15 protein-coding genes, 4 tRNA genes and 1 other RNA gene are annotated in these 17,138 nt (G+C 56.2%); 5 read left to right on the top strand and 15 right to left on the bottom strand.

Going from position 1 to position 17,138, the window contains the following annotated elements:
- Nucleotides 1-13 precede the first annotated feature (13 nt).
- From uvrD to lptM, 6 genes are all read right to left on the bottom strand, one after another.
- Nucleotides 14-2,176: a DNA helicase II gene (uvrD, locus tag H0S68_RS00835; RefSeq protein ID WP_410529097.1), complete on the bottom strand. Its 2,163-nt coding sequence runs from the start codon at nt 2,174-2,176 to the stop codon at nt 14-16.
- 77 nt (nt 2,177-2,253) lie between these two features.
- The gene (gene yigB, locus H0S68_RS00830) at nt 2,254-2,970 is read right to left on the bottom strand and encodes a 5-amino-6-(5-phospho-D-ribitylamino)uracil phosphatase YigB (protein ID WP_115057958.1); all 717 of its coding nucleotides are present in this window, start codon (nt 2,968-2,970) and stop codon (nt 2,254-2,256) included.
- The gene (gene xerC / locus H0S68_RS00825; protein ID WP_020824771.1) at nt 2,970-3,881 is read right to left on the bottom strand and encodes a tyrosine recombinase XerC; all 912 of its coding nucleotides are present in this window, start codon (nt 3,879-3,881) and stop codon (nt 2,970-2,972) included. Before xerC ends, yigB begins: the two co-directional genes overlap by 1 nt.
- The gene (locus H0S68_RS00820) at nt 3,878-4,582 is read right to left on the bottom strand and encodes a DUF484 domain-containing protein (RefSeq protein ID WP_020824770.1); all 705 of its coding nucleotides are present in this window, start codon (nt 4,580-4,582) and stop codon (nt 3,878-3,880) included. Before H0S68_RS00820 ends, xerC begins: the two co-directional genes overlap by 4 nt.
- Nucleotides 4,579-5,403, bottom strand: a complete 825-nt coding sequence (dapF, locus tag H0S68_RS00815) for a diaminopimelate epimerase (protein ID WP_020824769.1) — start codon at nt 5,401-5,403, stop codon at nt 4,579-4,581. The genes H0S68_RS00820 and dapF overlap by 4 nt, the downstream gene beginning before the upstream one ends.
- A gap of 58 nt (nt 5,404-5,461) precedes the next feature.
- Complete coding sequence (lptM, locus tag H0S68_RS00810; RefSeq protein ID WP_020824768.1) at nt 5,462-5,668, bottom strand: LPS translocon maturation chaperone LptM; 207 nt, start codon at nt 5,666-5,668, stop codon at nt 5,462-5,464.
- Between the two features lie 78 nt (nt 5,669-5,746).
- On the opposite strand from lptM, the gene cyaY reads away from it, so the two are divergent.
- The gene (gene cyaY / locus H0S68_RS00805) at nt 5,747-6,067 is read left to right on the top strand and encodes an iron donor protein CyaY (RefSeq protein ID WP_044554409.1); all 321 of its coding nucleotides are present in this window, start codon (nt 5,747-5,749) and stop codon (nt 6,065-6,067) included.
- Nucleotides 6,068-6,116: 49 nt separating this feature from the next.
- Here cyaY and H0S68_RS00800 read toward each other — a convergent pair whose 3' ends face one another.
- A complete protein-coding gene (locus H0S68_RS00800) occupies nt 6,117-8,669 on the bottom strand; it encodes a class I adenylate cyclase (protein WP_046374741.1) in 2,553 nt (850 codons plus the stop codon).
- Between the two features lie 316 nt (nt 8,670-8,985).
- On the opposite strand from H0S68_RS00800, the gene hemC reads away from it, so the two are divergent.
- Genes hemC through hemY form a run of 4 tightly spaced genes read left to right on the top strand, consistent with a single transcriptional unit; the run spans nt 8,986 to nt 13,009 of the window.
- Nucleotides 8,986-9,927, top strand: coding sequence for a hydroxymethylbilane synthase (gene hemC, locus H0S68_RS00795; RefSeq protein WP_410529096.1), 942 nt, complete (start codon nt 8,986-8,988; stop codon nt 9,925-9,927).
- Nucleotides 9,924-10,664, top strand: coding sequence for a uroporphyrinogen-III synthase (gene hemD, locus H0S68_RS00790; RefSeq protein WP_128864833.1), 741 nt, complete (start codon nt 9,924-9,926; stop codon nt 10,662-10,664). Before hemC ends, hemD begins: the two co-directional genes overlap by 4 nt.
- Before the next feature lie 23 nt (nt 10,665-10,687).
- On the top strand, nt 10,688-11,812 hold the full coding sequence (gene hemX, locus H0S68_RS00785) for a uroporphyrinogen-III C-methyltransferase (protein ID WP_115057955.1): 1,125 nt from the start codon (nt 10,688-10,690) through the stop codon (nt 11,810-11,812).
- A 3-nt stretch (nt 11,813-11,815) separates the two neighbouring features.
- Entirely contained in the window at nt 11,816-13,009 is a 1,194-nt protein-coding gene (gene hemY / locus H0S68_RS00780; protein WP_116691461.1) for a protoheme IX biogenesis protein HemY, read from the top strand.
- A 509-nt stretch (nt 13,010-13,518) separates the two neighbouring features.
- Here the strand turns inward: hemY and H0S68_RS00775 are convergent.
- The 8 genes from H0S68_RS00775 to wecG all read right to left on the bottom strand — a co-directional run bounded on the left by H0S68_RS00775 (nt 13,519) and on the right by wecG (nt 17,124).
- Nucleotides 13,519-13,785, bottom strand: a complete 267-nt coding sequence (locus H0S68_RS00775) for a hypothetical protein (RefSeq protein ID WP_410529095.1) — start codon at nt 13,783-13,785, stop codon at nt 13,519-13,521.
- 36 nt (nt 13,786-13,821) lie between these two features.
- Nucleotides 13,822-13,950, bottom strand: a non-coding RNA gene (locus H0S68_RS00770) — RtT sRNA.
- A 31-nt stretch (nt 13,951-13,981) separates the two neighbouring features.
- A tRNA-Pro gene (locus tag H0S68_RS00765) sits at nt 13,982-14,058 on the bottom strand.
- Between the two features lie 74 nt (nt 14,059-14,132).
- Nucleotides 14,133-14,219 (bottom strand) — tRNA-Leu (locus tag H0S68_RS00760).
- Nucleotides 14,220-14,262: 43 nt separating this feature from the next.
- Nucleotides 14,263-14,338: transfer RNA gene (locus H0S68_RS00755), tRNA-His, on the bottom strand.
- A 62-nt stretch (nt 14,339-14,400) separates the two neighbouring features.
- Nucleotides 14,401-14,477, bottom strand: a tRNA-Arg gene (locus H0S68_RS00750).
- 135 nt (nt 14,478-14,612) lie between these two features.
- Nucleotides 14,613-16,016 carry a bifunctional threonine/serine APC transporter ThrP gene (gene thrP / locus H0S68_RS00745; protein ID WP_410529094.1) on the bottom strand — a complete coding sequence of 468 codons (1,404 nt, stop codon included), beginning with the start codon at nt 16,014-16,016 and terminating at the stop codon, nt 14,613-14,615.
- A gap of 367 nt (nt 16,017-16,383) precedes the next feature.
- A complete protein-coding gene (gene wecG, locus H0S68_RS00740; protein ID WP_128864831.1) occupies nt 16,384-17,124 on the bottom strand; it encodes a lipopolysaccharide N-acetylmannosaminouronosyltransferase in 741 nt (246 codons plus the stop codon).
- Nucleotides 17,125-17,138: the final 14 nt, after the last annotated feature.

Here is a 17,138-nt window from a genome sequence, read left to right as displayed (position 1 = left end):
GGCTACTGCCCCGCTACACCGTTTCCAGTCTGGCATAGGCGGCCACCAGCCACTTGATGCCTTCCCCTGGGAACGCAATTTGCAGTCGACTGTGTTCGCCGCTGCCTTCCAGATTGACGATGGTGCCTTCGCCAAATTTAGGGTGACGCACTCGCTGCCCCAGCTGGTAGCCGGTATCGTTTTCACCGATCGGCGTGCCCATACGACGATGGCTCACCGGTCGCGATACGCTGGCACGCAACCGCACTTCTTCCACGCACTCCTCCGGCAGTTCACCGATAAAACGCGAAGGCCGATGGTAAACTTCCTTGCCGTACAGACGACGCGTTTCGGCATAGGTCAGCGTCAGTTTCTGCATGGCACGCGTCAGGCCAACGTAGGCCAGACGACGTTCTTCTTCCAGCCGCCCGCCTTCATCCAGCGACATCTGGCTCGGGAACATCCCCTCTTCCATACCGACGATAAACACCAGCGGGAACTCCAGCCCCTTGGCCGAGTGCAGGGTCATCAACTGCACCGCATCCTGATAGGCATCGGCCTGGCCTTCGCCCGCCTCCAGCGCAGCATGCGACAAAAATGCCTGCAGCGGCATCAGATCCTGATCTTCATCCTGATAGCTGTATTGACGGGTTGCCGTCACCAGCTCCTCAAGGTTTTCGATACGCGCCTGGCCTTTCTCGCCCTTTTCCTGCTCATACATAATGAACAGCCCCGAATCGCGGATCACCCGGTCGGTCTGTACGTGCAAGGGCATATCGGCGGTTTCATGCGCCAGGGAATCTACCAGTTCGGTAAAGCGCTGCAGCGCAGAGGCCGCACGGCCGGCCAGCACCTTGTCTTGCAGCAGGGCGCGGGTGGCCTGCCACAGGGTCAATTGACGATCGCGCGCCGTTCGACGCACTTCGTCCAACGTCCGGTCGCCAATGCCACGGGTCGGGGTATTTACTACGCGCTCGAACGCAGCGTCGTCATTACGGTTGGCTATCAGCCGCAGATAGGCCAGCGCATCCTTGATTTCCTGACGTTCGAAGAAGCGTTGCCCGCCGTAAATGCGGTAAGGCATGGCGGTTTGCAGCAGCGCCTCTTCCAGTACGCGCGACTGGGCGTTGCTGCGGTAAAGGATGGCGCAGTCATTCAGTGCGCCGCCATTTTCCTGCCAGGTTTTGATGCGGCCGACGACAAAGCGCGACTCGTCGAGTTCGTTGAACGCACAGTAGATAGAAATAGGTTCGCCATCCCCGCCCTCTGTCCACAGGTTTTTACCCATGCGCCCGCCGTTGTTGGCGATCAGGGTGTTGGCTGCCTTTAGAATATTGCTGGTCGAACGGTAATTTTGTTCCAGAAGGACGCTCTGCGCACCGGGGAAGTCCTTCAGGAAACGTTGAATATTTTCCACCTGAGCGCCGCGCCAGCCATAAATCGACTGGTCATCGTCACCCACGATCATCACGTTGCTGTTATTGCCGGCCAGCAGGCGGATCCAGGCATATTGAATGCTGTTGGTATCCTGAAACTCATCTACCAGTACATTGGTAAAACGTTCGCGGTAATGGTTGAGGATATGCGGTTTGTTCAGCCACAGCTCATGGGCGCGCAGCAACAGCTCGGCAAAATCTACCAGCCCGGCGCGATCGCAGGCTTCCTGATAGGCCTGGTAGATGCGCAACCAGGTTGCCTCCACCGGATTATTATAGGTCTCGACGTGTTGCGGGCGCAGGCCCTCATCTTTTTTGCCGTTGATGTACCACATCGCCTGACGCGGGGGCCATTGTTTCTCGTCGATATTCAACGCCTTGACGATGCGTTTGAGCAGGCGGAACTGGTCGTCGCTGTCGAGGATCTGGAAATCCTGCGGCAGATTGGCATCCATGTGATGTGCGCGCAGCAACCGGTGAGCCAGCCCGTGGAAGGTGCCGATCCACATGCCACCCTGACTGGTGCCAATCAGATGTTCGATACGGTGGCGCATTTCCGCCGCGGCTTTGTTGGTGAACGTCACCGCCATGATCGAATACGGCGAACAGTTCTCTACCGACAGCAGCCAGGCGATGCGGTGCACCAGCACCCGTGTTTTACCGCTGCCCGCGCCGGCCAGTACCAACAGGTTGCCACGTGGCGCCGCCACGGCTTCGCGTTGTTTTTCATTCAGGCTGTCGAGCAGATCGGAAACGTCCATAGGCACCATTAATTGGTAAGGGAAAGCGCGTCAGCGACGCGATTCCACTGGGAATTTATACAGAGTTCTGGCAGGGATTATAACAATGCTGTCAGCGATGCCAACTGCGAAATCTCAATATGTGGCAGCAGCCGGCTATCGGCAGCCTGCATCAGGCTGCGCTGACGGTCGTTGATCCAACAGGCCTGCAGGCCTGAGCGCAACGCGCCGGCGACGTCGGTGGTTAAATCATCGCCGACGTGGAGAATATGCTCAGGGGCGATGCCTAAACGCTCTGCGGCCAGTTGATACATGTCCTGATAAGGTTTGGCGCGGCCATCCGGCCCGGAGCGCAGCACAAACTGAAAGTAACCGTCCAGCCCGCACTGCGCGGGATCGGCATTGCCGTTGGTGATCGCCACCAGTGGGAAACGTTCACCCAATGCTTTCAACGTAGCGTGGGTAGCTTCAGGCACTTCGATGCGGCTGCGCCACAGCGCAAAATTCTGCATCGCCGCGTCAGCCCCTTCAGCTGCCTGGGCATCACGCAGCCCCTGACGGCTCAGCGCCAGGTGGATGGCACGCCAACGCCACTGGGTGACGTCGTGGTAAATCTCTGGATCCTGTTCACGTAACTCTTGGCGCAGGCGGTGAAAATCCGCCGACTGGAAGTGGTTCAGCCCGGGATGATAATTCTGCAGGAAAGCCACCGACTGCAATTCGGTCTGTTTGATCACCGGACGGTTGTCGTACAGCGTGTCGTCCAGATCGAAGGTCAATGCCGCCAGCGGGCGTAGCGGACGATAAAAGTGCATCAGGATTTCCCCCGTTTGGCGCGTGGATGCGCGGCATCGTACACGTTCGCCAGATGTTGAAAGTCGAGGTGGGTATAGATTTGGGTGGTGGTCAGATTGGCATGGCCAAGCAGTTCCTGCACCGCACGCAGATCGCCGCTGGACTCCAGCATATGGGTAGCAAAGGAGTGGCGCAGCTTGTGCGGATGGATATGGCTGTTAACGCCCTGCTTGACGCCCCATTCGGCAAAACGCTTTTGCACGTTACGGGTCGAGATGCGTTTTCCCTGATTGGACAGGAACATCGCATCGTCTGACGGCCCGAACAGGTCGCGCATCGCCAGCCAGTGTTCCAGCCAGGTCACGGCGGTGCGGCCGACCGGCAGCTTGCGTTCCTTGCTGCCCTTGCCCAAAACCCAAATTTCACCGGCGGCCAGATCGACGTGGCGACAGTCCAGCCCCACCAGTTCAGAAAGACGCAGCCCTGCCCCGTACATCACCTCAAGCATAGCGCGATCGCGTACCGCCAGCGGATCGTTGAGATCGATATCCAGCAGCTGATTCATTTCATCGACGTCGATGTTTTTCGGCAGATGACGGCCACTGCGTGGCGTGCGGATCCCTTTGGCGGGGTTGGCTATCAGCATGCCCTGGCTGACCTGCCAGTCGAGAAAACTGCGTAATGCCGACAAGCGTAACGCGAGGCTGGAAGACTGCAGGCCGGCGCGTTTACTGCGCGCCGCCAGCATCCGGACTTTGGCGGCGTCCAACGCCGGCCACTCCGTGATGCCCATATCCTGAGCCAGCGCCATCAGCGCCTGCAATTGGCGTGAATAGCTTAACTGCGTCAAGGGGCTGAGCTGGCGTTCCACCTTCAGATAGCGCAGAAAGGCATCGACCGGCTGTTGCAGGCTGGCCGCCAGCGGGGTCATGCGCGTTCGATCCAGCGTTCCAGCAGTTCCGGCAGCATGCGCGCCAGTTGATTAAGCATCACCGTGCCCATGCCCTGCTGATAATGTTGCGTATCGCGGCTGCTGAAAATCACCATACCCAGCTCGCCCTCATCACCCAGCATCGACAGCGCTACCGAGCCGACCAGTTTGGCCTGCGGCAGCAGCAACAACAACTCGGGGCCATTCAGGCTGCCAAGAAAGTGCTGTTGGTCACCCAGACGCTGAATGCGCAACGGTTCAAACGAAGAACGCGTCAGGGCAAGGTGAGTGAAATCGGAAGGTGCGCCGATTTTCCAGCTTTCGGAAAACAGGCGGATATTGGCGCCGGCCAAACCGAAACCGCGCGCCCAACGCTGCAGGCGGTTAAGCATATCCTGCAGGCTGTCGGCGGTGGCCAGGTTGGCCTGCAAATGCAGCAGGCTGGCAAACAGCGTTTCGTTGGCGCTGGCCTGCTCCATCAGCAGCGTGATTTCTTCTTCCAGCCGATGGATGTGATTGCGCTGGCGAGCCAGATGCCACTCGACCAACGATACGGTGCCGCGAACGGGATGGGGAACGCGCATCTGCTCCACCAACCGCGCGTTGCGCATAAAGAAATCCGGGTTTTGCAGCAGAAACTGCATCACGGCGTCGTCATCAAGCTCAATGCCTGCGACAGCCTGGTCCTCAACGCTCTTCATAGATGAATAAATCCGTCATATACATGGGTTGCCGGACCGGTCATAAACAGCGGGCTGCCCGGCCCTTTCCAGCGAATATGCAGGCTGCCGCCCGGCAGTTCTACATGCACCTCTTCTGACAGCAATTCCTGTTGAATCCCGACTGCCACGGCCGCACAGGCTCCGCTACCGCAGGCCTGCGTTTCGCCAGCACCGCGCTCATAGACACGCAGTTTAATGTGCTCGCGACTAACAATTTGCATAAAACCGATGTTAGCCCGTTCCGGGAAGCGCTCATGCCCTTCCAGCACCGGCCCGAGCAGCTCCACCTTGGCGGTTTTTACATCATCCACCTGTAAAACACAATGTGGATTGCCCATCGACACCACGCCGCACAGCACCGTATGCTCCGCTGCGCGCATGATGTAGGTCTTTTCTTCTTTAGTTGCGCGAAACGGCACTGCCTGGGGATCGAAGTTGGGCTCACCCATATTCACGCACACCAGATCATCGTCGGTCACGCTCAACACCATGCGCCCGGTCTGGGTACTGACGCGAATATCGCGCTTGTTGGTCAAGCCTTTTAGCCGTACAAAGCGGGCAAAGCAGCGAGCGCCGTTACCGCACTGCGCCACTTCACTGCCGTCGGCGTTAAAAATGCGGTAATGGAAATCCAGTTCCGGATCGTAAGGCGGTTCTACCACCAGCAGCTGGTCAAAGCCAACGCCCAAGTGCCGATCGGCCAAACGGCGGATCAACTCGGGTGAGAAATAGACATTCTGTGTAACGGCATCGACCACCATAAAGTCGTTGCCCAGACCGTGCATTTTGGAGAACTGCATATCATACTCCGCTATCCGTCTTGGGTTTGCGGTGACTCACGCCGCCGCAAACAAGGTGTTACTGGTCGCTCATCGACGGTTTTTGCTGAGAGCCAGAAAGTTCCTGCTGATTTTTCTGTACCTGATCGCCGGTCTGAACCTGGGTAGCCGGTTTCTTAGTGCTGGCCGGATCGGCTGGCGGGAAGTACAGCGGGCCCTTCAGGCCGCAGCCGGAGAGCCCGGCAAGCAGAACTGCCATCAGCGCATAGCGTAGTTGTTTTTTCATTTGCATTAATGCCTGTAATTCATGCGTCCAAGGTCTCTATAATCGCAGGTGGATCATGAAAAGCAATAGGAATTGAATATGAACGACAGTGAGTTTCACCAGTTGGCTGACCAACTGATGCTGAATATTGAAGAGACCCTGGACGATTTTGACGGCGATGCGGACATCGATTACGAAACTAACGGCGGCGTAATGACGTTAAGCTTCGAAAATGGCACCAAAATTGTGATCAATCGCCAGGAGCCATTGCATCAGATTTGGCTGGCGACCAAAACCGGCGGCTATCACTTTAACTACCGTGACGGCGTGTGGCTGTGCGATCGCAGCGACCGCGCCTTCTACCCCTTACTGAGCGAAGCGGCCAGCGCACAGGCCGGCGAAGAGGTGAAGTTTTCCTGAGAATGGCCGCATCCGTCGTCAAGGCTCAGCCTGCTGAACCTTGACGATATCAATGCAGCTGGAACTGCTGCTTCAGCGGTTGGACGGCGCTGTCGGTCAGGGGAACGCACAGGCTCGACAGCACATTGCTGCGGAACGGGATCACCTGAGTTCGGCCATCAAGATGCACTATCTGATAGAACTGGGGTAGGTTGAAGTTGATGAAGCTGGAGCCGTAGGTGAAGCGATCGTGCGAGGAAGAGTAGAAACGGCTAACGTCACGCACCAGTTCCTCTTTACTGCCTTCGCAATGGTGATAAACCTCAACCCGGTTAGACTCATCCAGAATATAGATGTTAAAACCTTTATCGTCCGTGGTGTCTTCGAAGAAGAACTGAATAATCCCTTCGCTGGCGAAACCGTCCACCACCGGCGGCAGATGCACCTGATCGGTTTCCACTTTGATCGACAGGCCGTGCAATTTGTTGTTGGAAATGGCGCCGTAGAACTCCACCGCGTTTTCCAGCTTCTGCACCGACACGCTCAGCCGTTCGAAGAACAAGCCCCAGGTCTGGCCGGCAACACGTACCGCTTTAAAACGGCCCGGCTCCAGTCGGGTGCTGGACAGGCGTAGCTCAATACACTCCGACACCAGCTGCTGTATACGGGTACGGATCAGGCCGCGCAGGTGCTGACTGTAGCAGAACACCTCGACCGATTCCGGCGGCGCGGCATCCTGGTGCATTTTGCCGAGAATGGTCTTCAACGCTTCAAGCACCGATTGCTCGCCGCTGAAATGCAAAGTACGCACTTCGTTCCAGGAGTTGCGATACAGCAGATCGATACTGCCCACCAGGCACTGCTGTTGCTGACCAAAGCTGAATACATCGAGCTTGCGGAAATCGAAATGCACCACCTGATTGCGGAAGGCGGCGGTCGGATCGTTTTCCAGATTGACGATTATCGCCAGGTGACGAATTTCGCACGGGCTGTACAGCGCTTTTGGCGTGGGGGCCGCCAGGCGCAGCGGGAAGTGGTGCGACACATCGGCCACCAGTTCCTGCAGTTTTGCGGTATCGCACAGGTTGCCGCTCTTGATGTGCAGACGGGTTTTCGGCGTCAGCAGCCCGTTGAAATAGGCCCAGGCCACCAGCTTGTTGAGGTAGCGGTTATATTCCAGCGGCTGATGGCTGACGATCGAGTCCATGGCCGGTGCCTGGTTATAAAGATACCAGCCGGTGCGGTTGGCGCGGCCAATCGGCACGTGAATAAAGGTCAAGTCGTCTTCTGACAGGTCCGGCGAAATCTGTGGGTTCACCAGCGTCACCTTGCCGGGCAGCGCTTCAAACGCGGCGTACAGCTTGCGTGTCAACACGCCGATATCCTGCGGGCTGGCGCTGACGCTAAGGTTGTTGCGGCGAGCGAAGCGGATCAGGTTGCGATAGCTTTGCATCATCGCATCCAACAGTTCGTTGTGAGCTTCACGTACCCGTTCGATTTTCCAGTTGGCGCGATTATCCAGGATCGCCAGACGCTCTTCGTCCCAGCCCCATTCGCTGACCAATTGGCTGAGAATTTCACGACGCCAGCCGACGCACGCATTGGCGCGGGACAGTTTTTCACAGACTTTCAGGTAGAAACAGCGGCGGACCAGGTCGAGGCGGGTAGTGTCGTTGATTTGATTCAGATAATGCGTAACGCGTTCGAGCATCATACAGTAGGCGTCGAGACCAAAGCAGACAATCTCGCCCTGATGCAGGCGCTGTTTGATGTCCATCGCCAGCAGTTGCGTATTCGGGTATTCCCAGGAATAGGCTTCCAGCAGCAGGGTTTTCAGCACCGCCTTGTAAGGCGAGTCGATGCTTTTGTACAGTTGCCACAGGCTGGCACCGAAATATTCTTCCGCCGACAGCGTGCTCAGACCGCCGAGATCCAGCCATTCGTTCGGCGTTAACGCGCCTTGCGAGTACAGCGACAGCACATACTCATCGTAATGTGCTTCTTCTTCGCCCGGCACCATGTTCCACAAAATACGTTTGCCGGCCAGGCGCACCGCGGTGCGGTAAAATTCGTCCAGCAGCAGGATATGTTGGGTGGAGCCGCAGTCTTCGCCCCCCAGGCTGCCGCTTTCGTTATGACGGAAGCGGTTTTCATCGATCAGGAAGAAGCTGACTTCCACCCCCATCGACGCCGACCATTTTTCCAGCAGGCTGCATTTTTGCTGCAGGCGGTTACGCTCTTCGTTGTCCAGCCAGGATTGGTGGCACACCCAGATGTCGAGATCCGAGCTGCAACTCTGGCCGATCGACGAGGTGCTGCCCATCGAATAAACCCCGGTAATCGGCAGTTCACCGCTGGCCATTTTGTCAAATGGGCTGCCCCATTTGTCTTCTAAATCATTGAGGTAATCTTGTTGAGTTTCATCAGGCGTGTAGAGGCAAACGCCATGGGGAACGTTACCGTTCAGGTAACCTGGCATCAGTGGGTGGTGGTGGTGCAATAAGGTAGGCAGCAGACTGTATACCCGTTGAAACGCGGGCTTCATGGCCGCTAGGGCGCGATCGATTCGTAATTGATTGATCGCATCCAGTCTCTGCTTCAGTGTCTCGATGTAGAGGTACAAGACGTCTCGCCTGATTATCCCGGTGTTTAGAAAAAAACCCGTATTCCATAAGTGCCGTTAGTGTTGGAAGAATATTTGGCAACTTATTGTTGGAAACGTGATCAATTTAACACCTTGCTGATTGACCGTAAAGGAAGTAACGCTTCACTATTATTGTAGCGCCACTCCAAACGATTTACCCGCAGTGTTAACTGCCCCAAAACACATCACACGTCCCGTTGATTCCGTTGTCCTTTCTTCGCCTGTGGCTTCTTGCACTGACAGTTTTCACACTCAGTGGTAGGATGAACGGCGAATTATAAAAACGGTAACAAGCATGTTAGACAAAATTATTCGAATTGCCACCCGACAAAGCCCACTCGCGCTTTGGCAAGCACATTATGTGCAGCAGCGCCTGATGGCCAGCCACCCCGGCCTGCAGGTCGAACTGGTGCCGATGGTCACGCGAGGCGACATTATTTTGGATACGCCGCTGGCGAAAGTCGGCGGTAAAGGGCTGTTTGTTAAGGAACTTGAACTGGCGTTATTGGACGGCCGTGCGGATATCGCCGTTCACTCAATGAAAGACGTCCCGGTCGATTTCCCCGAAGGCTTGGGTTTAGTGACTATTTGCGAGCGTGACGATCCTCGCGACGCATTTGTTTCCAATCGTTTCGCATCGCTCGATCAACTGCCGCAGGGCAGCGTGGTCGGTACCTCCAGCCTGCGTCGTCAGTGCCAACTGCGTGAGCGCCGTCCGGATCTGATCGTGTGCGATCTGCGCGGCAACGTCGGTACCCGACTGGCAAAATTGGATAACGGCGATTACGACGCCATTATTCTGGCGGTCGCCGGGCTTAAGCGCCTGGGGTTGGAACAGCGTATCCGCAGTCCATTGAGCCCGGAAGAGTGCCTGCCGGCCGTTGGCCAGGGCGCAGTGGGTATCGAATGCCGCCTCGACGACGAAACCACCCGCGCGCTGTTGGCACCGCTCAATCACGTTGCCACAGAAACCCGCGTACGTGCCGAACGTGCGATGAATACCCGGCTGGAAGGCGGTTGCCAGGTACCGATCGGCAGCTATGCCGAACTGGAGGGCGACAGCCTGTGGCTGCGAGCCCTGGTGGGCTCTCCAGACGGTAGACAAATGGTGCGCGGCGAACGCCGCGGTCCGGCAGCTCAAGCAGAGCAGATGGGCATTGAACTGGCGGAAGAACTGCTGGCGCAAGGCGCTCGTGAAATTCTGCAGGACGTTTATCAGGGGAATCCCCCTGCATGACGATTCTGGTAACCCGCCCCTCGCCTTCCGGAGAAGAACTGGTCAGCCGACTGCGTGCGCTCGGTCGGGTTGCCTATCATGCTCCGTTGATCGACTTCGCCCCCGGCGGCGATTTGCCAAAATTGCCGCAGACGTTACAGCAGCTTAATGATGGCGATCTGGTGTTCATCCTGTCGCAGCACTCGGTGAGCTACGCCCATTCTGTGATGGGCCGCGTCGGGCTGTCATGGCCTGCCAGGCTTGCCTATTACGCTATCGGTCGTACCACGGCGCTGGCAATGCACCGCATCAGCAGCCTGCCGATAGAATACCCGCGTGAGCAGGAGATCAGCGAAACATTGCTGCTGCTGCCGGCGCTGCAGAAGCTGGAAGGTAAACAGGCGCTGATCTTGCGCGGTAACGGCGGCCGTGAGCTGCTCGGCAACACACTGAGCGAGCGCGGCGCTGCGGTCAGCTATTATGAATGTTATCAACGCAGCCCGGTGCACTATGATGGCAGCGAGCAAAGCGCCCACTGGCAGCGTGCCGGTGTTGATACGCTGGTAGTCACCAGCGGTGAAATGTTACAACAGCTCTATACTTTAGTTCCTGATTACTACCGTTCTTCGTGGCTGTTACGTTGCCGCCTGGTCGTAGTGAGTGAACGTCTGGCTACCCTCGCCCAGGAACTGGGCTGGAGCACAATTCGGGTAGCTGATACCGCCGATAATGACGCGCTGATCCGCGCGCTACAATAAACCTGACTATGGGATGTGCCACTATGACGGAACAAAATACCCCATCCGCCCCGGTTGAAGAACCAACCTCTGCGGTTGAGAGCCCCCAGCAGCCAGACGCTGAAAAGCGTAAAGGTAAAAATACCGGCCCGGTGTTGGGCGCGATCGCGATCGTGCTGGTTATCGCTCTGGCTGCCGGCGGCTATTACCATACACATCGACAGGCGCAGCAGCTCATCGCCGCCAATCAAACGCTGCAGCAACAGCTGGAAACGCTGAAACAAAGCCAACAGCAAGAAAGAAGCGCGCTGGAAGGCCTGCTGCAGCAACAGGGCAAAACGCTGGACGCCGCCGATCGCGAACAGGCAACCCTGGCGCGACAGCTCAATGAACTGCAAGAGAAAGTCGCCATCATCTCCGGCAGCGATGCCAAAACCTGGTTGCTGGCGCAGGCCGATTTTCTGGTGAAAATGGCCGGGCGTAAGCTGTGGAGCGATCAGGACGTCACCACCGCCGCCGCGCTGTTAAAAAGCGCCGATGCCAGCCTGGCTGACATGAATGACCCGAGCCTGCTCGAGGTTCGTCGCGCCATCACCGAAGACGTCAGCACGCTGTCCACGCTGACTCAGGTAGATTTCGACGGCATCATTCTCAAGACCAATCAGTTGTCCAATCAGGTGGATAATCTGCGCCTGGCGGATAACGACAGCGACGAAGCGCCGATGGATCAAGACAGCAGCGAGCTGTCGAGCTCGATCGGCGAATGGCGGCAAAACCTGGCCAAAAGCTGGCACAACTTTATGGCCGACTTTATTACCGTCCGCCGCCGCGATAGCAATGCCGAGCCGCTGCTGGCCCCGAACCAGGACATTTACCTGCGCGAAAATATCCGTTCGCGCCTGCTGGTTGCCGCACAGGCCATCCCACGCCATCAGAACGAAGTGTATAAGCAGTCGCTGGAGACCATTTCCACTTGGGTTCGCGCCTACTTCGATACCACCGACCCGGCCACGAAAGCGTTCCTGGAAGAGTTGGATGCCCTGAGCCAGCAGTCGATCACCATGGACGTGCCGGATCAGCTGAAAAGCCAGCCGCTGCTGGAAAAACTGATGCAGACCCGGGTGCGTAATCTGATGGCCCAGTCCCCTGCCGCTCATCAGGAGGGATAAGCCATGTTACGCGTGCTATTTCTGTTCCTGGTGCTGATCGCCAGCGTGGTGGTTGGGCCGATGTTGGCCGGCCATCAGGGCTATGTGCTGATTCAGACCGATAACTACAATATCGAAACCAGCGTCACCGGCCTGGTTATCATGGGTATCTTGCTGTTTGTGGTGCTGCTGGTGATCGAGTGGATCCTGCGCCGCATCTTCAGCACCAGCGCCCGCACTCGCGGCTGGTTCCTGGGCCGCAAACGCAGCCGTGCGCGTAAGCAGACCAAGGCCGCACTGATCAAACTGGCCGAAGGTGATTACAAGCAGGTTGAAAAACTGCTGACGCGCAATGCCGATCACGCCGAACAACCGGTGGTGAACTACCTGCTGGCCGCTGAGGCCGCACAGCAACGGGGTGACGATTTCCGTACCAATCAGTACCTGGAACGCGCCGCCGAAGCCGCCGACACCGACCAGCTGCCGGTAGACATCACCCGCGTGCGCATCCAGCTGGCTCAGGGCGAAAACCATGCGGCACGTCACGGTGTCGATCGCCTGCTTAACCAGGCTCCGCGTCATCCCGAAGTATTGCGACTGGCGGAAATGGCTTATCTGCGCACTGGCGCTTTTGCCTCATTGCTGGAGATCCTGCCGTCGATGAGCAAGATCAATCTGCACAGTGAGGCTGAGCTGCAGGCGCTGCAACAACAGGCCTACATTGGCCTGATGAATCAGGCGATGGCGGATGAGGGCAGCGATGGCCTGAAACGCTGGTGGAAAGATCAGAGCCGCAAAATCCGGCATGAGGTGCCGTTGCAAATCGCGATGGTGGAACACCTGATCGAATGCAATGACCATGAACTGGCGCAAGAGATCGTACTCGACAGCCTCAAGCGCCAGTATGACGAACGCCTGGTGTTGCTGATCCCGCGTCTGAAGTCCGGCAACCCGCAACAGCTGGAGAAAGCGTTGCGTCAGCAGGTGAAGCAGCATGGTGCCACACCACTGCTAAACAGCACCCTGGGCCAGTTGCTGATGAAGCACGGCGAATGGCAGGCGGCGGCCGATGCATTCCGGGAAGCGCTGAAACAGCGCCCTGACGCCTACGATTACGCTTGGTTGGCTGACGTGCTGGAGAAGCTGCACCGCTCGGATGAAGCCGCACAGATGCGTCGTGAAGGCCTGATGCTAACGTTGAAGCAGAACGGCGAATAACGCACAATGCACTGTCTTCAAGGCGCGCCCACAGGTCGCGCCTTTTTTATCTAACGTTGTTTATACCCAAGATAGTTAGAGTCACAGCAAGGCGGCAAGCTCACGAATCCCCAGGAGCTTGGTCAACCAAGTGACTGGGGTGAGAGCGCGCAGTCAACGCAGCTGTGGCTTCAAATATGATGGGTATTAGGCAAAAAAAAACACTTGCCGCGGTGGCAAGTGTATAAAAAAGCAATCAGGTCTAGGACAACAGGGGCGGTGCCTCACTCAACGTTTTGCCCGGAGTGTGATGTCAGCCATTGCAAGCAACGCCGTCATCGTTCTGGTGGGCAATAGGCACCCTAAATCGGCTCTGCGTCATTCCCAGGGTTTATGAAGCCTAAGGCGAACATAAGAGGTGGAATGAGCATCTACATAGTGGATATTGCACTTGGCGTGCCAACTTTGGGAAAAATGCATCACCCCTTCAGGCGAAAAGCCTAATAATCTGAATTAAAACAGATTTAATCTCAGCACTTCGTTTCATTCCGCTCACTGCCCTTTCTGCTGCTATCACCTGACGCCTGCAGATATGTCGCCTTAAAACGACGACTTAAGCCAAAGTCATTTTTATTAAATAAAATCAATGTATTAAATGTCTCAAGCTGACGACAATGCGGCATGCCGATGTCGCCAGAAGCCAACACCAAGCCAAAAGCGTCCTGGCGGGATACGATAGCTAGCGGGCAGAGGCAAAACCAGAGCAGGAGGGTGTAAAGCGGAATGTCAGAAAGCAAAAAGCCCGTTCATTGCTGAACGGGCTTTTCTGAATGTGGTCGGCGAGAGAGGATGACTTGCATCTGCGATGCCGCCCTACGGGCCGTTGCTAAAGCAACGTTGTCTCGCTGCGCTCGGCTCAAACCTCCTTCGGAGGTGCTCATCCTATAAACTACAGATGTAAAAAAACCCGCTAAAAGCGGGCTTTCTTGAATGTGGTCGGCGAGAGAGGATTCGAACCTCCGACCCACTGGTCCCAAACCAGTTGCGCTACCAAGCTGCGCTACTCGCCGATTTCTTGTTGCAGATACTACTAAATTTTATCGCTTATGTCTATGTAAATATTAAATTTATTAGACATTTTGTGTGGTGCGAAGAGAGGGACTTGAACCCTCACGTCCGTAAGAACACTAACACCTGAAGCTAGCGCGTCTACCAATTCCGCCACCTTCGCACAGTCACAAAACAGCTTAAAATTCTTCACTTCTCTTAGGAAGTGGGGTGGCTAATGGGACTCGAACCCACGACAACTGGAATCACAATCCAGGGCTCTACCAACTGAGCTATAGCCACCATTACTTCTTAACTACTTCACGCGGTAATACTACCACCGCAGCTCTTGCACACAAACTTAATGGTGCGCCCGACAGGATTCGAACCTGAGACCTCTGCCTCCGGAGGGCAGCGCTCTATCCAGCTGAGCTACGGGCGCATAGCGCCGTTGCGGGAGGGGATACTACGGATTTAACCCAATCCTGTCTAGTGCTTTTTCGCAGAAATGTTGTGTTTGATTACGCTTTGCTCACTCCCGCGCAGGAAAGAGCTATCCGTAGCCCCTTTTCACCGGTTATTGCTGTGTTTCTGTCCGTTTTTCAGCCGGATGATGTTTCTTGTGCATGCCGAAAGCAAAGTAGCACAGGCTGACTGCCGCTAAGAAAATCGCCCCGACCAGCAAAGAAATTCGCGTATCCGGGTTAATTCCCATGCCGATCAGCACGCAGACCAAGAAAGCGATGGTCAGATAGTTCACATAGGGGAACATAATCGACTTAAAGCTGTGGGTTTTAATCGCTTCCTTATGGGCACGGCGGAAATACAGTTGGCTAATCAGCACCACAAACCACGGCACCATGCCCGGCAACACGCTGGCGCTGTAGACATAGACAAACACCGCCTGCGGATTGGGAATAAGGTAATTCAATCCGGAACCGACTAACAGACAGGCAATGGTCACGGCGATACAGTTAACCGGCACGCCGTTGGCGGACAGCTTGGTCAACGACGCCGGCAACTGCCGGTTTTTAGCCAGTGCGTACAGCATACGGCCACCGCTATACATCCCGCTGTTACAACCTGAAAGCGCGGCGGTCAACACCACAAAGTTAATGATACCGGCGGCAGCGACAATGCCGATTTTGGCAAAGGTCAGCACGAAGGGGCTGCCTGCGGTGCCAATGCCATTCCAGGGGAAGATGGTGACGATGACAAAGATAGCGCCGACGTAGAAGATCAGGATACGCCACAAAATATTGTTAATCGCACGCTTCAGAGTCACCTGCGGTTTTTTGGCTTCACCGGCAGTGATCCCCACCAGTTCAACGCCCTGATAGGACGCCACAACAATACAGAGCGCGAACAGGAAGCCCTTCCAGCCGCCGGCAAAGAAACCGCCGTGCTCGGTCAGGTTGGCAAAGCCAATCGGCTGCCCGCCATTCCCGAAGCCAAAGAAGATCACCCCCAACCCCACCAAAATCATCACAATGATGGTGGTAACCTTGATCATGGCAAACCAGAACTCCAGCTCGCCGTACAGACGCACGGCGGCCAGGTTGGCCAGCGCTACCATCGCCACGGCGATCAACGCCGGTATCCACTGCGGGATTTCCGGGAACCAAAACTGCACGTAGACCCCAACGGCGGTGATTTCCGAGATGCCTACGGCAATCCACATAAACCAATAGCCCCAGGCGGTCAGGTAGCCAAAATAGGGATTCATGTATTTATGGGCATAAACGGCAAAGGAGCCCGCGACCGGTTCAAGGAACAGCATCTCGCCCATCGAACGCATAATGAAGAACACGAACAGGCCGGCGATGATATAAGCCAGCAACACCGAAGGCCCCGCCCATTTCAGCGTACTGGCCGAGCCCATAAACAGGCCAACCCCGATGGTGCCTCCCAGAGCAATCAGCTCGATATGCCGGGCTTCCAGCCCCCGGTGTAGGCCTTGCGGTTTTTCTTTGTGTGCCATAAATCCTCAATATTATTTTTTTGATTGTGTTTGCATGCCGGCCGTTACCGGTCGTTATTGTTTTAATGAAAATAGCGTAAAACCTCTCCCGCCGCGTTGGCGGACACCAGCTTGTGATGGGACGATCTTACGGTGAGAAAAACGTCGTTAAGCGCTATCACGTTTTGCGCCAACGCTCAGGGATAATTTCCGGGCGGTATCGTTTCGCATTTTGCCGCTATAAGCAAACCGCAATTTAAAACTTTATGGAATAAATACAGGTGAGTTTATGGGCTGAGGTTATAGGGGTGCTGACGAATACGCCATAAAGCAGGTTATTTGAACAATTGGTTGCATCGGGGCGGGATCCTCCGCCCCAACGCAGAGATCACATCTTACCGCGGTAATAGTAGCCGACAAACTTCAGCAGTTTAAGTTGGCGCCCCAGGCGGCTCGGTTGGCTTAGCAGCCGATACAACCACTCCAGACCGAGGTTCTGCCAAATCTTTGGCGCACGCTTCACGTGCCCGGTGAACACGTCGTAAGTACCGCCTACGCCCATATAGAGCGCCTGCGGATGCACTTTACGGCAGTCACGCATCAGGATTTCCTGTTTCGGCGATCCCATGGCCACCGTCACAATGGCGGCACCGCTGCCGCGAATGCGTTCGAACAGCGCATCCCGCTGTTCAGGCTTGAAATAACCGTCCTGGCTGCCCACCAGGTTTACATTCCACTGGCTACGCAGCTTCTGTTCGGTTTCCGCCAGCACCGAGGGTTTGCCGCCAATCAGGAAGACCGGCGTACCCTCGCGTCCGGCGCGCTGCATCAACGCTTCCCACAGGTCGGCTCCCGCGACGCGCGATACCTCTGCCCGCGGGTATTTACGGCGGATTGAACGTACCATGCTGATCCCGTCCGCATACTTGTATTCGGCTTCATCCAGCAAGGCGTGCAGCGCAGTATCTTCTTCCGCCTTGAGGATCTTTTCGGCATTCATCGCGACCAGCGTGCCCTGCTTTACCCGGCCGCCATCAAACAGAAAATCCAGGCATTGCGCCATATCGCGAAATCCCCACAGGCTGAAACCGCGCAGCTCATATTGGGGAACCGAAATCTTTGCTTCCATCGTTATTATTACCC

It is taken from the genome of Serratia sp. AXJ-M (genome assembly GCF_046531865.1).
GTDB classification, from domain to species: domain Bacteria; phylum Pseudomonadota; class Gammaproteobacteria; order Enterobacterales; family Enterobacteriaceae; genus Serratia; species Serratia liquefaciens.
This window is presented reverse-complemented; position numbering and strand designations above follow the sequence as displayed.

Coding starts and splice junctions, on each gene's coding strand:
- hemX (WP_115057955.1), top strand. CDS start 10,688: ATGACGGAACAAAATACCCCATCCGCCCCGGTTGAAGAACCAACCTCT.
- hemC (WP_410529096.1), top strand. CDS start 8,986: ATGTTAGACAAAATTATTCGAATTGCCACCCGACAAAGCCCACTCGCG.
- xerC (WP_020824771.1), bottom strand. CDS start 3,881: ATGACCCCGCTGGCGGCCAGCCTGCAACAGCCGGTCGATGCCTTTCTG.
- cyaY (WP_044554409.1), top strand. CDS start 5,747: ATGAACGACAGTGAGTTTCACCAGTTGGCTGACCAACTGATGCTGAAT.
- thrP (WP_410529094.1), bottom strand. CDS start 16,016: ATGGCACACAAAGAAAAACCGCAAGGCCTACACCGGGGGCTGGAAGCC.
- hemY (WP_116691461.1), top strand. CDS start 11,816: ATGTTACGCGTGCTATTTCTGTTCCTGGTGCTGATCGCCAGCGTGGTG.
- yigB (WP_115057958.1), bottom strand. CDS start 2,970: ATGCACTTTTATCGTCCGCTACGCCCGCTGGCGGCATTGACCTTCGAT.
- lptM (WP_020824768.1), bottom strand. CDS start 5,668: ATGAAAAAACAACTACGCTATGCGCTGATGGCAGTTCTGCTTGCCGGG.
- wecG (WP_128864831.1), bottom strand. CDS start 17,124: ATGGAAGCAAAGATTTCGGTTCCCCAATATGAGCTGCGCGGTTTCAGC.
- dapF (WP_020824769.1), bottom strand. CDS start 5,403: ATGCAGTTCTCCAAAATGCACGGTCTGGGCAACGACTTTATGGTGGTC.
- uvrD (WP_410529097.1), bottom strand. CDS start 2,176: ATGGACGTTTCCGATCTGCTCGACAGCCTGAATGAAAAACAACGCGAA.
- hemD (WP_128864833.1), top strand. CDS start 9,924: ATGACGATTCTGGTAACCCGCCCCTCGCCTTCCGGAGAAGAACTGGTC.
- H0S68_RS00820 (WP_020824770.1), bottom strand. CDS start 4,582: ATGAAGAGCGTTGAGGACCAGGCTGTCGCAGGCATTGAGCTTGATGAC.